Annotated in this window: 8 protein-coding genes; 4 read left to right on the forward strand and 4 right to left on the reverse strand. The window is 47.6% G+C overall.

What is annotated here, in order from left to right; all coding sequences use genetic code 11:
- Positions 1 to 360 precede the first annotated feature (360 nt).
- Complete coding sequence (locus tag GO755_RS23890) at positions 361 to 1,488, forward strand: hybrid sensor histidine kinase/response regulator (RefSeq protein ID WP_157587816.1); 1,128 nt, start codon at positions 361 to 363, stop codon at positions 1,486 to 1,488.
- A gap of 220 nt (positions 1,489 to 1,708) precedes the next feature.
- On the opposite strand, the gene GO755_RS23895 is transcribed toward GO755_RS23890, so the two are convergent.
- Together GO755_RS23895 and GO755_RS23900 are read right to left on the reverse strand one after the other, a co-directional pair.
- Positions 1,709 to 1,981 carry a DUF4242 domain-containing protein gene (locus tag GO755_RS23895; RefSeq protein ID WP_157587817.1) on the reverse strand — a complete coding sequence of 91 codons (273 nt, stop codon included), beginning with the start codon at positions 1,979 to 1,981 and terminating at the stop codon, positions 1,709 to 1,711.
- Positions 1,982 to 2,076: 95 nt separating this feature from the next.
- Positions 2,077 to 4,674, reverse strand: coding sequence for a helix-turn-helix transcriptional regulator (locus GO755_RS23900; protein ID WP_157587818.1), 2,598 nt, complete (start codon positions 4,672 to 4,674; stop codon positions 2,077 to 2,079).
- A gap of 254 nt (positions 4,675 to 4,928) precedes the next feature.
- On the opposite strand from GO755_RS23900, the gene GO755_RS23905 reads away from it, so the two are divergent.
- Complete coding sequence (locus tag GO755_RS23905; protein WP_157587819.1) at positions 4,929 to 5,303, forward strand: BlaI/MecI/CopY family transcriptional regulator; 375 nt, start codon at positions 4,929 to 4,931, stop codon at positions 5,301 to 5,303.
- A 6-nt stretch (positions 5,304 to 5,309) separates the two neighbouring features.
- On the forward strand, positions 5,310 to 7,403 hold the full coding sequence (locus GO755_RS23910; RefSeq protein WP_157587820.1) for a M56 family metallopeptidase: 2,094 nt from the start codon (positions 5,310 to 5,312) through the stop codon (positions 7,401 to 7,403).
- Positions 7,404 to 7,439: 36 nt separating this feature from the next.
- Here GO755_RS23910 and GO755_RS23915 read toward each other — a convergent pair whose 3' ends face one another.
- Together GO755_RS23915 and GO755_RS23920 are read right to left on the reverse strand one after the other, a co-directional pair.
- Positions 7,440 to 8,582, reverse strand: a complete 1,143-nt coding sequence (locus GO755_RS23915) for an NAD(P)-binding domain-containing protein (RefSeq protein WP_157587821.1) — start codon at positions 8,580 to 8,582, stop codon at positions 7,440 to 7,442.
- Between the two features lie 60 nt (positions 8,583 to 8,642).
- On the reverse strand, positions 8,643 to 9,620 hold the full coding sequence (locus GO755_RS23920; RefSeq protein WP_157587822.1) for an alpha/beta hydrolase: 978 nt from the start codon (positions 9,618 to 9,620) through the stop codon (positions 8,643 to 8,645).
- A gap of 392 nt (positions 9,621 to 10,012) precedes the next feature.
- On the opposite strand from GO755_RS23920, the gene GO755_RS23925 reads away from it, so the two are divergent.
- Positions 10,013 to 14,062 carry an ATP-binding protein gene (locus GO755_RS23925; protein WP_157587823.1) on the forward strand — a complete coding sequence of 1,350 codons (4,050 nt, stop codon included), beginning with the start codon at positions 10,013 to 10,015 and terminating at the stop codon, positions 14,060 to 14,062.
- Positions 14,063 to 14,138 lie beyond the last annotated feature (76 nt).

The raw sequence follows: 14,138 nt of genomic DNA on the forward strand, positions 1-14,138 counted from the left end.
AATACCTCAATTTTCTGGATAGGTATTCATGAGTATGCCTAAAATTAGCTAATTGACTACTATTTCTTATAGAAAAAATAGTACCACATTTGTTGTTTTTGATGATAATTAGCTAATTTATTGTTTATAAAGTAATATTAAGTTGAATTTATTGGTTAATTTATTGTTTTAATAGCTTCATAAGTTATCAAAATGTAACATGGGATAATATCAAAAGGGTAGTTTCGCTAGTTATTTAACAGAATTAACGAGTTAATTCGATGCTGTCTAGGGATTTTCCGCCCGCGAAATAGTCGTTGATTTATACGAATGGGGGTTAAGGAAAAGCGTCCTTCGGTTTTACTTGTGTCTATTACAATCATGCCAATTCAAATTTTACTCATTGAAGATGACAGTCAGATACGGGAAAATGTAGAAGAACTGCTGACCTTGCGGGGATTTCAGGTAAAAACGGCTTCTAATGGCCGGGAGGGGATAAATCAGGCTATAGACAACAGACCTGATTTGATTCTCTGTGGCATCATGATACCAGAAGTTGATGGCTATCAGGTACTGAAAGTAGTTCGTAAAAGTCAGTTGATTGCTACTGTTCCGTTTATATTTCTGGGACCCCAAACGGACCCGGCCAATATACGCCGGGGTATGAATCAGGGAGCAGATGACTACCTGATCAAACCTTTTGCGCATGAAGATCTGCTGCATGCGGTCGAAAGCCGTTTGCAACGGGAAGCCTTGCGAAAAGTCGATTTGAAGAACCAGTTAGACAAATATCGCCACACTTTAGCCACCGTAACGGCTCACGAGTATAATACGGCCCTTGCTGGCGTCATTGGATTTTCTTCCCTGTTGATCAATGATTATCAGCAATTTAGTGGTGAAGAAGTTGTGTCTATGGTGGAAATGATTAAAGTAAGTGGCCTACGGCTAAAACGTTCATTGGATAATATTCAACTGATGGATGTGTTGCAGCAGGTAGATTCGAGGCATATTGATTTTGCCTATTTTGCCACTGGAAATGCACCCATCACAGAGAAACTTGTTGAAGACTGCGTACTGAGTGTTTCCCATCGACAGGATCGAGACATCCGCTACCAGATTCAGGTAGAAAACGCTCAACTCCGAATGTCGGAAGTAAATCTGGGGACCTGTTTAGGAGAACTAATCGATAATGCCTTTAAATTCTCCGCTTCAAATCAGATCATTAAGCTGACCGGAAAGTGCGAGGAAGCAGATTACCATCTTACGTTTACCAACAAGGGGCAGCCCTTTAAGGAGGAGTACTGCGATCAAATTGCCCCCTATAAACAATTCGAGCGGAAGAAGTACGAGCAGCAGGGCTTTGGCTTGGGCTTATCTATTGTAAAAAAGATTCTGGAGTTAAACCAGGGTCGACTTACTATTGAAACACCATCAGAAGGCGAGACGACTGTTTCTATTTGGATACCACAAGTGATTGATGAAGGACAAACCAGTGCGATTGATTCCTAAATTTCTTAGGCTTACACCATAATCCAGTAGGCGTCTCGCTGGGTAGCCGTCAATGGATTAAGTAGTCCTTCTGCCATCCAATTTTGCCAAATGCCAGGTTGGAAAATTTAGGAATGTCGGCCGCATGTTTTTCGACAGGATTGACAGGATGAACAGGATTTCTTTCTGCTCGCCAATCCTGTTCATCCTGTCAATCCTGTCGAAAAACAGCCGGTTAAACTCAGCCAGCCGTTATCGGATCAATGATCGTAATGACTTCACTGACCGAATTGACCGGGAACCCACCCAGCCGGGCATGCTCGCGAACGGCCTCTTCGTTTTCGGCAAGGTGAATACAATAGATTTTGTCTTCGGTCACAAAGGACTGGACCCACTGATAGGGTTTACCCAATTCGCCAATGACGCCACAGGAGGTTTGGGAAATGGCTTGTAGTTCTTCGGGCGATAGATTACCTGCTCCGGGCAGATTTCGTTCAATCACAAATTTTTTCATGACAAGAATAAGTAAGCTGGTTGATGCCTACAAAGCTCTACCAACGGGATCTTTTTCTTGTCAGAGATATTCCCTATTTAAAAGGGTTGGATTCCCTATTTTATAATACCTAGCCGAAGAGCTTCCTCCACGGCCTTCATGCGTGAGTTGACCTCCAGCTTAGACAGGACAGAGGAGATATGATGATCAACGGTTTTAGCCGAAATGAAGAGTCGGGTTGCGATTTCTTTATTCTGTAAACTTTGTTTCAGCAGTTGTAAGATATCCAGTTCGCGCGTGGTTAGCTGAGCCGGATTTGACCGGGTCGTTTGCCGGATGCCACGGGGAATATGTTTAATGCCATCCGCCCGCATTTGCTGCTTCAATTTTTCATAGACTGTTTCTGCTCCCAGCTCGTGGAGAATGGCTATTGCTTTTCGTTTATCCTCTTCATCACCTTCAACTAACAGCAAAGCTTGCTCATACGGAGACCCAAGTTGCGCCCATAGCGACGCAGCCTGATGGCAGGTGACTTCCGTAGATAGATCATAGCCTGCAAATATGGCCTTGAGAGGTATAGCCTGTTTTCTTACCTTCAGTAACCAGAAGGCAAATTCACTGTTCTGAACAATATGGTCGGTTTGCTCGATCAACTCGATGGTACGACGAATCGCTTCAGGCTCAATAACAACCTGATCTGTTAACCATTCGTATTCGAGCAAAGCCACCAGCACCGGAATAATTCGTTGGAGTTCCTGAGCCACAAATGCTTTTGCCTTTGCCTCCAGCAACATGGCCAGCGCATCAGGTCCGCCGGTTCGCATCCTGATTGTAGCCAATATCGTTAGCGCGCCAATTTTAATGATGGGTGTCTGCTGTTCATTTTCAAGCAAACTTCCGGCAATTCGTGCGGCTTCTTTCCAGTTGCCGGTTTCAAGATTCAGCCGGGCTTTTACAGAAAGCATGTACTTTAGCCAGGAGTCCAGATCTCTTTCTTCACAATATGAAATGCCTTCCTCCAGGGTTTCAGGAACAGTGGCGAAGTCTTTCATGCTAACCAGATTACTGTTTAGATTCGTATAGGCTCGGGCGGCATGTTCATGGTAGCCATTTTTCAGGGCAATAGCCAAACTTTTTCGGAGTGATTCGGCCCCTGTTTCCCGAGTCTCGGGATATCTTACCTGCACCGTCCCCACATTATTTAGGGCATGTGAAAGAATCTCTTCGTCCTGTAGTTCACGAGCCATTGCAATGGCTTTTTCGCCCCAATACAAACAGTCGACAGTCTGATCTGACAGCATTTTCAGTTGCGACAAATTACTGAAAGCCATTGCTTTCACGCTAGAAGCTGGCTGATTCTCCAGCACATCAATCGCTTCCAGCGCAAACTTTTCTGCCTGTTCCCGATTGCCATCGAACCACCACAAACGAGAAAGAAATCGCAGGCTGTTCCCCTCCTGTAACCGGTTTGCTTTATGTCGCCAGATGGTTAGTACTTTCCCCTGGTATATAATCGCTTCGTTGATCTGATTGGTCAAATAGCATTCGTAGGCATAGGCTTCATACCAGGGGAGCAGTACGTCCTTGTCATTTCCCTGATAGTAGTCAATGGCCGATAAATACAGTTTTGAGGCTTCGATATGAGCACCTACTGAAGCGGCCTGGCGAGCGGCTATTGGGGCATATTGCACGACCAGATCGTATTCATTGGCGTTTTTTGCATGGTGAATAATGCGCTCAATTTGCTTGTGTTCGTCAAAACGGACCCGAAATAAATCCAGAATTCGTTTATTGAGGGAAATTCGTTTGAGTGGAGACAACGATTGCTCAATGGTTCGCCGGTATAATTCATGCTTAAACAAGAGCCGCCCTTCCTGCAAAACCAGGATACGCGAACTAAGCGAGTTTTCAATGGCGGTTTCATGCTGAGGCTCAACCTGTTCGAGATAGCTACTTTCCAGACCAGTGGGGAGTATCGACAAAATCGCCCATATATATTTTGTCGATTCATCCTGCCGGTTGTAAACCAGTAAGATCGAATCCTTAATCGTTTCCGGAATGCCTGGACTATAACTGGCTAAGATTTCCTGAACGTAAAACGGATTGCCACCCGATATACTGTAAACATCCTCGCCCTTGTATCCTTTGGCATTCGCTAGTTTTTCGACTGCCTGGATAGATAAAGTGGGCAATAATAGTCGGGTAAAAGAGCCCGGCACTAATTCACCCAGGACATTGCGTAGGGGATGGCGTGTATGGATCTCATTATCACGATAGGTAAGTAGAAAAAGACAAGCGGTTTGGGTGATTCGTCGGCTAAAGAATTTAATAAAATCCAGCGTGGCTTCGTCGGCCCAGTGAATATCTTCGAATACGACTATGACCGGCTGAGGTTGGTGGCTCAAGGCCTGAAGAAAGCTGAGAAATAAGTCTGATCGGTCTTCGATACTTCGGCTTTTTTTTTCGATAGCGCCACCCATTTGCCAGGCAATATCATATAAAGGAGCGAGCGGACGCGGGGTGAACAACGCATCGCAGGTACCCAGGTAAATGGTGCAATCGTTCTTCCGCGACTGACAAAAAGCATTGACTAACGAGGTTTTGCCAATCCCCGCTTCTCCACCAATGAAAACACAATGCCCTTGCCCCTCACGCGTTTTTTCGAATTGTGCTTGCAGAGAAGCCGTAAATTCTGCCCTCTCAATTAGTTCCATACTATCTAGTCATAACTAAGGAGATTGATAGTCTAAAGTAAGCACTACGCCCTCCTGATTCAAGCTATTTTGTGTCATCGGGAAACGAGTGGGCAAAGCAACGTTTTCGCAACCAGCCGTGCCACGGTTTAAGTAAGTTTCATGGAGAACCGTGGCATGGCTGGTTGCGAAAACGCTGTGATAAAAAAATAGGTAAATATTTTTTCGTACGAAAAATTTCCTACCTTTGATTCGTAAAACAAACAAACGAAGATATGCCTGCTGAGCCAACCAAATCTGAACTCGAAATCCTTCAGGTTCTCTGGCAATACGGACCTTCTACTGTTCGGTTCGTAAATGATAAATTGAACGAAGAAAAACGGGCCGTACAGTACACATCCACCCTGAAATTGATGCAGATCATGGCCGAAAAGGGGATACTGAAACGGGATGAAAGCAGTATGAAGCATGTCTACAGTCCGGTAGAAGAGGAAAAGAAAACGAAAGATTTTTTACTGAAACGGTATGTCGATTCGATGTATAACGGGTCGGCTTCCAATTTGGTCATGCAGTTGCTGGGCAACCAAAAAACATCGCCCCAGGAACTACAGGCAATTAAGGATTTTCTGAAAAACCTGGATCAACCCTAACAGTATATGGAACTGCTACACACTTCATTGCCCTCGTGGCATTATTTAATCCAGGCTTTATGCCGTACGCTGGTTCATTCCTTGTGGCAGGGACTGCTGTTAGCGGCCTTAACGGGCATTGTAGCGGTGTTGACCCGAAAATCAAGCGCTACTATACGTTACCAGCTTTTTGCTTTTCTATTTTTCCTCTTTGTCGTAGGGTCTGGTTTCACATTCTATCTGCAATTCGGCCATCCAGGGCCTGTAAAAACGCCCTTACCAAGGGTAGCTGATCCGGAGACTACCAGCCGTTTCTCGACCTATCTACCAGTTGATTTTCAGCAGGTAGCCAACGCCACAGCGATAAATTGGCTAATGGATTCTGTTGCAGCCAACGCGGTCCTGATTGTCGCGATCTGGTTTATCATATTCTCTGCACGCTGCGTACAGGCCATGGCTAGCCTGGGACATATTCAGCGAATCAGGCATTATAAAACCCATAAGCCAGCTGAATCGTGGCCTGACAAGCTTCAGGAGCTGGCCCAAAAAATAGGGCTTCGACAGACTATTTTATTGCTGGAGTCCGAGTTAGTTAACGTGCCGACGGTGGTTGGCTTGCTAAAACCCGTCATCCTGCTTCCCATTGGGTTATTGGCTCATTTGCCAATCCATGAACTAGAGGCAATTCTGCTGCATGAATTGGCTCACATCAAACGAAAAGACTATCTGGTCAACTTGATGCAGAGTTTTGCCGAAAGCGTTTTCTTTTTTAATCCGGCTGTATGGTGGGTGTCGGCACTGATTCGGGAGGAGCGCGAACATTGCTGCGACGATATGGCTATTGGCATCAGCGGCAATAAAACCTCATTCATCAATGCCTTGGTGGCCTTTCAGGAGTATAACCTGACTCGTCAATCCTATGCGATGAGGCTATCCAGCAAACGAAATCACCTTTTAGAACGAATCAAACGCATTGTCTATACGAACAACCAACCATTAAATGCCATGGAAAAGATTTTTGTGACGTCCAGTATCGCCATTACCGTTCTCGTAACAGTTGCTTTCGTACCATCGTCGTATCAACAGAAAATTCAGGAAAACTATGCGACAATCTTGTCTGGTAATCAGGTAGTGAGCTGGAAACATCCTACCACGCAACCAGATACCTTACCCAAAAAGAAGAGCGCGGAGTATGTCGACCTGGATAAGCGAGGAACAGGTACATATAGCATAACCAAAGATGGGAAACGGTATGAGTTCATTGAAAAAAAGGGCGTTATCTCCTCGTTGCAGATTAATGGTAAACAGATTCCGGACGACCAGATTGCCACATATAAAGCAGAAATCGATACGATTCTCAAGGATATAAAGGAAGCGCAACGAGTAGCTGAAATTGACCGAAAACAAGCTGAAAAAGCGAGGGATCAGGCTGAACTAGCCAGAAGGCAAGCTGAGAAGTCAAAGCAAGCCGCCGAACAAGGGCAAGTGTTGGTAAGGCAGGCAAAAGAGATGGCTGAACTAGTGAGATTGAAAGCCGAACTAAATGCAGAAGACCAACTGCTCCGTGCAAAAATGGAAAGCTTTCGTTCGGCGAAAGATGCCGAACAGGCGTACAATAAGACAGAATTGGCCCAATTGCAGAGGCAACTGGATAAGTTGCAGCAGGAGGCTTTTGTAAGGGGCAGAGCACAGCAGGATAAAATGCGAGCCGAGAGCGTTGCCCAACTAGCTGAGTTACGCGGCCGTGCCGAACAAATGAAACAGATGGCTGAAGATAGCAGAAGCCAGGCCATGATCGCTAAGCTCAGAGCAGAAGAAGCGCAGGACTTGGCTCAACTAGCCAAGAAACATGCCGAGCTGGCAAGAGGAAAAGCGGAAGAAGCCAAAATTTATTTTGAAAAAACAACCGCTGGCGTAATCGATGACCTTATCCAGGAAGGAATCATTTCGGATAAAAATGGACTGTCATTCAAACTGTCTAATGATGAGTTAGAAGTCAACGGGGTAAAACAACCCGACTCGGTGCATCAGAAGTTGAAAGCCAAATATGTCCATGAAGCCGGACTCGAAATAATTTATAACCATAATGGCAGGACGGGTATCAGCAAAATGGCGAAGTAACAACGTTCAAGCTACTATAAATTCGAGTGGTTATCCTTAGTTAACGAGCGCATTTCCAATTAGTTTGGCCGCCGTACGGACTGCCACTGTAAAGCCAAAAAATGGCCCGAAAGACAACCCTGCTGGAAAGCTGCTGAAATATAAACCGGGTACGCTGCTCTGAAATTGGTGATCAAGTAGTGGAAATCCGCCGGCAACGGTCAGGCTTTCCTGCAACGAGGTCGACAGGAAAGGTAGGCGTTTTACATCGACCTGATAACCAGTAGCAAATAGTATATCGTCAACCGTTAGTCGCTCTCCAGAACTCAGCCCAACACATAGTGAGTTATCCGGTTGCAGTGTAGCAGATACGATCTCTGTGCGCGGATGCAGGGTTACTTCGGGCTGGTAAATCCGCTTTTCGAGCCAGGGTTCAACCTTCAGGCGGCCTTCTGCCCAAAGTCGATACCGATAGTGTTCCTGTTGTTCGGCTGACAAATTCCGGAACCAACTGGGCTGCTCAATCATCTGTTCGACAATCGTTTCGACCCAGGACCAGTCGGCCTCTTCAAATCGGGGAGTATCGTGTCGGTAGCTGATATGGATATGCTCTGCGCCTGCTTCGCGCAGTAAAGCTGCTGACTCAAAAGCACTCTGACGCCCTCCAACCACTAGTACCCGCTTACCGCGATAGGCGTCCATATCGACTGCATCACAGGTATGTTGGTAACGGCCCGCCGGCAGTAGCGCTACCAGCGTTTCGGGGAAATTGGTAAAGTATTGAAAACCGGTTGCGAGTACAACGTTCTGCGCCTGGATGGTGTTTCCCGTATCCAGCTCAGCAGTAAAATAGCCGTCGTGCTGCCGCAACAGGTGGACATAAGACGAGGTTACTGCTATATCGGCTTGTTGCCTAAACCAGCTCATATAATGCAGGTAATGCTCTCTCGAAATCGGATCAGCAGATAATCGCGCCGGATAATGCTCACTAAAGAAACGGTCAATGGTCCATTGATGAGTAGGATCGAGATACCAATTCGCAGATGACCGTAACAGCATCCCTTTGGGCATATGCCGTTCCCAAAACTCGTTGGGTTTGCCGACAATATGGTAATCATGCTGATGATGCTTTAAATAGGAGGCCAACCCAAGACCAAAGGGGCCTGCGCCAACAATGAGGGTAGTAGTTTGCTGGTTCATGATCAAGAGTTTAGCATTATTCAGATTAGGCCCGACGGGCAATCGCCTACTACGTTGCGGCTACTGATACAGCGGTAACGTTTTATCTAGCCAAGCCACTACCTGATTCCAGCTTTCAACCGGGATCTTGGCATGCGTTGTGTTTTTCATGACTAAAAATTCCTTTTTGTTGCCAGGAACAAGGTTGTAGAATTCTTTTACTTTATTTATACTAAATAATTCATCTTTATCGCCAACCCCCACCAGCACGGGAATATTCAGCGTTTTAGGAAGCCGAAGCTCTTTTACATTCAGCATTGTCAGAAACCGAAGTGTATATCTAAAATTGAACAGTGAGTCTTTCGTGACGGTCATGCCCTCTCTATAATATTCAGCAGCCGGATAGGAGGGACGGAAAATAGAGCTTGCAAAAATTTTTGCTTTCTCATAAAATGTAGGTGGTTTTGATACTCCTTTTTTGCCTTCATAAGCGCCTGACAGTAAGACTAACCCTGAAATCTCATCAGGAACTGTATCTGCTGCACATATCGCAGAAGCCACCCCCAGACTATGCCCCAAAACAATCACTTTGGGATAGCCAAGGCTTTTGACATACCTAACCGACTCCGCTAAATCAGCAATCCACCGTTCTTTACCTGGGCTATCACCTCGGTTACCGTCTGATAAGCCATGCCCTCTATAATCCAGTCCAAATGTTGTATAGCCGCCAGCTGACAGGGGTTTGCCTGCCATATCATAGGGGCCACTGTAGGCCGTTATACCATGAAAAATTAAGACAGCAATATCTTTTTTGGCTGGTTCAATACTATCTGGATTCCATCGTCTGAGAAAAAGTGTTTCCCCATCCGAAGTAGTAAACTGGTTATGGGCCCCCACAAAATTCTTCCTCAAAATGGCTGCTTTTTCAGGTGTAATGCCAACGTGATTTGTCTTTGATTTGGTTGGGAGATACGCCAGAATAAGCCCAATACTAAAAACAAGTACGAGTAAAGCACCAATAGCGATTAAGATTCTCTTTCCTATTTTTTTCATGGCCATGATTTTTATGATCAATATGACTAAGGATGATTTAGTCAATTTTTACCAAGATAAAGGTGCAACAAGCCAAGAAAAATGGCTCGCATAAACATCCTTTTATCTCAAAATCATAATCATCGTAAAAATCAGCCCGGCGACGCTACGCTGTTAAACCCATATAGGAGCAGAAACTTCTCAGATAGTTAGTGAAAATCAAGATGTGATCATGTGCAATCCTGAACGCACGTTAATTTTATAGCCAGTTAACTATTGAAATTCCAGTAGCTTATCTGACAACGCAACTTTGCTACCGTTGGATACCTGGAAATAATCTGGTACATTGATAGGCTTATCAGAATAGCTTTCTTTACATCTAAGTGCAAACAAGTAGTAGTACGATCTGTCAGCAGCCTATGCGAAAAGCACTTTCTGCTACACTTCTTCGGATTTGCCAATGGCTATTGCACGGGATTAGCTGGCTACTGTTTACTCCCTCCTATGGTCAGTCGGGGCAAGAACCTGTAGGCTGGCCCCCACTTCGAATGATTGGAGTAGAGCAGGGATTACCCCAGGCGTTTGTTTCCGGCGTGGTTCAGGACGATGCTGGTTTTATCTGGGTGGGTACACTGGGTGGAGTGGCGCGGTACGACGGTCGGCAGATGCTGCCTTTTTATCATCAGCCAGCTAATCCGACATCGCCCCGTAGCAACATGGTTGGCTGGCTGGAACGAGGTGGCCCCAATCAACTCTGGCTACGCTACAACACGGGGCAGCTCGATCGGATGGACGCCCAAACGGGGCAGTGTCAGCACTTCCCGAAACTAGAGGACAGCCTTCGGGCATTGCCCGGTGATCGGCAATTACATGTGGACCGCCGGGGGAATATGTGGGGACTGGTTCTCAATCAGGGCGTTTTTTACTATGATGTTCGGGAAGATCGATTTACCCGGTATCGGCGGGCCAAGGATGGCCTGATCAGCGACACCATCAACACCCTCGCCGAAGACCGGCAGGGAAACATATGGGCAATAGCTCCGGCTGGGATCAGCCAGATTTCTGCATCCGGTCAACCGGTCAAATCAGCACACTTTAGAGTGCCCATACCAGGATTGCAGGCGATGGCCATCAACGATGAACGAGTTCGTGCTTTCGTGCGGCCTAACGGCGAGATTATGATTAATAATCAAACGCACCTGCTGTTTATCGATCCCCGGCGTATGACTACCCGGTCGGTTGCCTTCGCTACCCATAAACTCGCCGTCGATCAGCCTCTGTTGAGTCAGTCTGCCGATGGCACAGTCTATTTATTGGCCGGAGGAACACTTTATCAGTACAAAGATGGGTCGGGAATAATCGAACTTTGGCACTATCGCTCATTGTATGGCAATCGACATGGCGGTCTCCAGGAAACCAGTCTGTGGCTAGATCGATCGGGTGTACTCTGGATGGGCGCCAATACCAAAGGACTGTTTCGAATCGATGTGGCAGCTGCCCGGCTAGAGGCCTACCGCTATCAGAAGGAATTTTGTACCGATGCACTGCAAACAAGCTTAGGCCTTAACCTGTCCACCTTTTTTAAGTGGCCTTTCGACAATCCAAAAACTGCGTCTTCCTATTATTTTCGGACGAAATATGATCGGCAGGGGCGGTTATGGATAGGTGTCGGCCACGAACTAGGGTACTATTCGTTTCAAACACGCACGTTTACACGACTGCCCAATCTGGATATGCCCCAGGGGAACATAGATACTCCAACTAGTTTACTCCGGGGAATCGCCTTCACTACCGATAATCAGGTATGGGCTCTGTCGCAAAAAGGGACAATCTATCGATATGATTCGGCGGCCCGCCGGTGGCAAACGCCCTTTAGTCAGCTAGACGTAGAAGCGCTCGATTTGGTGGCCGATGCCAGCGCCTTATGGGCGACAACGATGGGCAATGGTCTGATTCGGTACGATGCCATAACCCATCAGCGTCGGACTATTCATTTTGCTCGCCAATCGGGTAATGATTCGGACGAACCTCTGCTAAATCTGCATCAGGACGTTACCCATCCAGACTGGCTGTGGATCGGTGGTTATCGGGGACTGATTGGTTTCAACAAAAGGACCGGCCGCTACCGGCGATTTACTACGGCCGAAGGGTTACCCAACAATACGGTTTATTCCATACTGCCAGACCGACAGGGGTATTTGTGGTTGAGTACCAATCGGGGCTTGTGCCGGTTTCATCCGGTTACGCACACAACGCTCAACTTCGGGCTGTCGGATGGTTTGCCCGGTGAAGAATTCAATCGGTTTCATCATTTGATGCTGCCCGACGGTCGATTGGTTTTTGGTGGGGTGGAAGGTTGGGTATTGTTCGATCCGACTCAGCTTAGAGGGGATACTATCCGGCCTGATGTGGCAATAACCAGCCTGAGTATCAACAATCAGCTAATTGATTCGGCCGGCCGACCAACGCTGCTGCCGCAATTGTTCAACACGCTAACTAGCTTACGGCTCGCTCATGATCAAAACTATCTGATGTTTGGCTTTGCCGCCCTGAACTACCATCAGCCAGATCGGGTAACCTACCGTTACACGCTTGAGGGTTACGATAATCACTGGACTACGACCACACATGCCACCGCCAGCTACACGCAATTGCCACCGGGCCATTATACCCTGCGGATCGTAGCGGCCAACACATTGGGACAGCCAAGTCGGCAAGTACGCCAGCTGGCCATTACTATTTTACCTCCTCCCTGGGCCAGCATTTGGGCATATGGCTTATACACGATGCTGCTGGGATCAGTTGGCTGGGGGCTATTTCGGGTTCAGCGCAATCGCATCCGCGATCGGCAGGAATTGGCCCTGCGTGAACGGCAGGCTGCGGAACTGCGTCAGTTAGATGAGACGAAAACCCGCTTTTTTACCAATGTTTCTCATGAGTTGCGGACTCCCCTCACGCTAATGCTGGGACCGCTAAATAGCGTGTTGACCCGGAACCGGATCGAGCCACAGGACGAACAATTCATTCGAATGGCCGATCGGAGTGCCCAACACCTGCTGGAATTGGTTAACGAACTGCTGGACCTGACCCGGCTTGAAGCTGGCAAACTGGATCTGCATCCCCAGACGGTTCGGCTTAATTCGCTGCTGCGGGATTGTCTGGACCCTTTTGCCGGGCAGGCGCAGCAACGCGGCATTACACTGACGTTGCAACTAGCAAAAGCCGACGACCTTTTTGTGATTATCGACGCTGGCAAAATTAAACGGGTCATTCAGAACCTGTTGGCCAATGCCTGTAAATTCACTCCTCCTGGGGGACGGGTCACGTTAGAGGCTGTTAATCAGGAGTATCGACTGCGTATATGGGTAATCGATACTGGGCGAGGAATTCCTCCCAGCGATTTGCCATATGTTTTCGACCGGTATTTTCAAACCCAGCAACCCGACGCTCCGCTGGAAGGCGGTACAGGAATTGGGCTGGCTCTTTGTCAGGAACTGGTGCGACTCATGCAGGGAACCATCAGTGTAGAAAGCACTCCAGGGCGAGGCAGTTCGTTTTGTGTCGACCTGCCCCTCACGATAGCCGCCAGCGAATCAACCGATGAGGAGTTGGAGACGCAAACATTGCCCATGCCAGAAACGGTTAGGGTAGATGCCACTGAAAACGAAGAAGTCAGCTCACTCCTCAGGCAGACTGTCCATACAACTGACGTTGACACTGTGCTACTGGTAGAGGATAACGCCGAGCTTCGGACTTATCTGACCACCTTATTAACGCCGGGGCTACGGGTGCTGACGGCCCCTAATGGCCAGGCAGCCCTCTACCGGCTGGCCGATTTGCCCCAACTGCCATCTCTCATCATTGCCGACATTATGATGCCGGTTATGGATGGATTTGAGTTACTGGAAACCCTGAAAGCGCACCCGACTTATCGAACGATTCCCGTAATAATGCTAAGTGCCCGAACCGAGGCCACCGACAAACTTCGGGCATTGCGGCTGGGAGTCGATGATTACTTGCTGAAGCCATTTAACGAGGCCGAGCTTACAGCCCGTGTAACCACCTTGCTTCAGAATCGACGCAACCGACAAGTGCCGCCAGAAGATCAGTCGCCTGAGCCGGAGGAGAAGATACCTGTGGTTTCGGCAGATGAGCAGCACTGGCTGGAGCAGCTCGAAGGGTTAATGGCCGGTCGGCTGGGTCAGTTTGATTTGAACGCTGACGAACTGGCCGACGAGCTAGCTATGACCAGGCGCACTTTATACCGAACCATAAAGCGACTGACGGGCCTGACCCCGGCGCAGTACATGGCCGAAGCCCGCTTTCAGGAGGCCCGGCGGCTGCTCGAAACCCGGCAAGTGTCGTCCGTTAAGCAGGTGGCCTATCGAGTCGGTTACCGGCAGGTAAGCTACTTTGGGCAGGTTTATCAGCAGCGTTTTGGTAAAAACCCAACCGATTATTTAAAATGAGCCTGTTACTGCGTCTTTTGGCATACTAGTACTGCTTTTTGGCACACCAGTGTAGCGGGGGAGCTGTTGATTTGTG

Origin of the sequence: Spirosoma arboris (assembly GCF_009754945.1) — a bacterium.
In the GTDB taxonomy this organism is placed as follows: Bacteria; Bacteroidota; Bacteroidia; order Cytophagales; family Spirosomataceae; genus Spirosoma; species Spirosoma arboris.

Excerpts from the sequence above, each read along its gene's own strand:
- GO755_RS23890 (WP_157587816.1), top strand. The coding sequence starts at position 361 with ATGCCAATTCAAATTTTACTCATTGAAGATGACAGTCAGATACGGGAA.
- GO755_RS23895 (WP_157587817.1), bottom strand. The coding sequence starts at position 1,981 with ATGAAAAAATTTGTGATTGAACGAAATCTGCCCGGAGCAGGTAATCTA.
- GO755_RS23900 (WP_157587818.1), bottom strand. The coding sequence starts at position 4,674 with ATGGAACTAATTGAGAGGGCAGAATTTACGGCTTCTCTGCAAGCACAA.
- GO755_RS23905 (WP_157587819.1), top strand. The coding sequence starts at position 4,929 with ATGCCTGCTGAGCCAACCAAATCTGAACTCGAAATCCTTCAGGTTCTC.
- GO755_RS23910 (WP_157587820.1), top strand. The coding sequence starts at position 5,310 with ATGGAACTGCTACACACTTCATTGCCCTCGTGGCATTATTTAATCCAG.
- GO755_RS23915 (WP_157587821.1), bottom strand. The coding sequence starts at position 8,582 with ATGAACCAGCAAACTACTACCCTCATTGTTGGCGCAGGCCCCTTTGGT.
- GO755_RS23920 (WP_157587822.1), bottom strand. The coding sequence starts at position 9,620 with ATGGCCATGAAAAAAATAGGAAAGAGAATCTTAATCGCTATTGGTGCT.
- GO755_RS23925 (WP_157587823.1), top strand. The coding sequence starts at position 10,013 with ATGCGAAAAGCACTTTCTGCTACACTTCTTCGGATTTGCCAATGGCTA.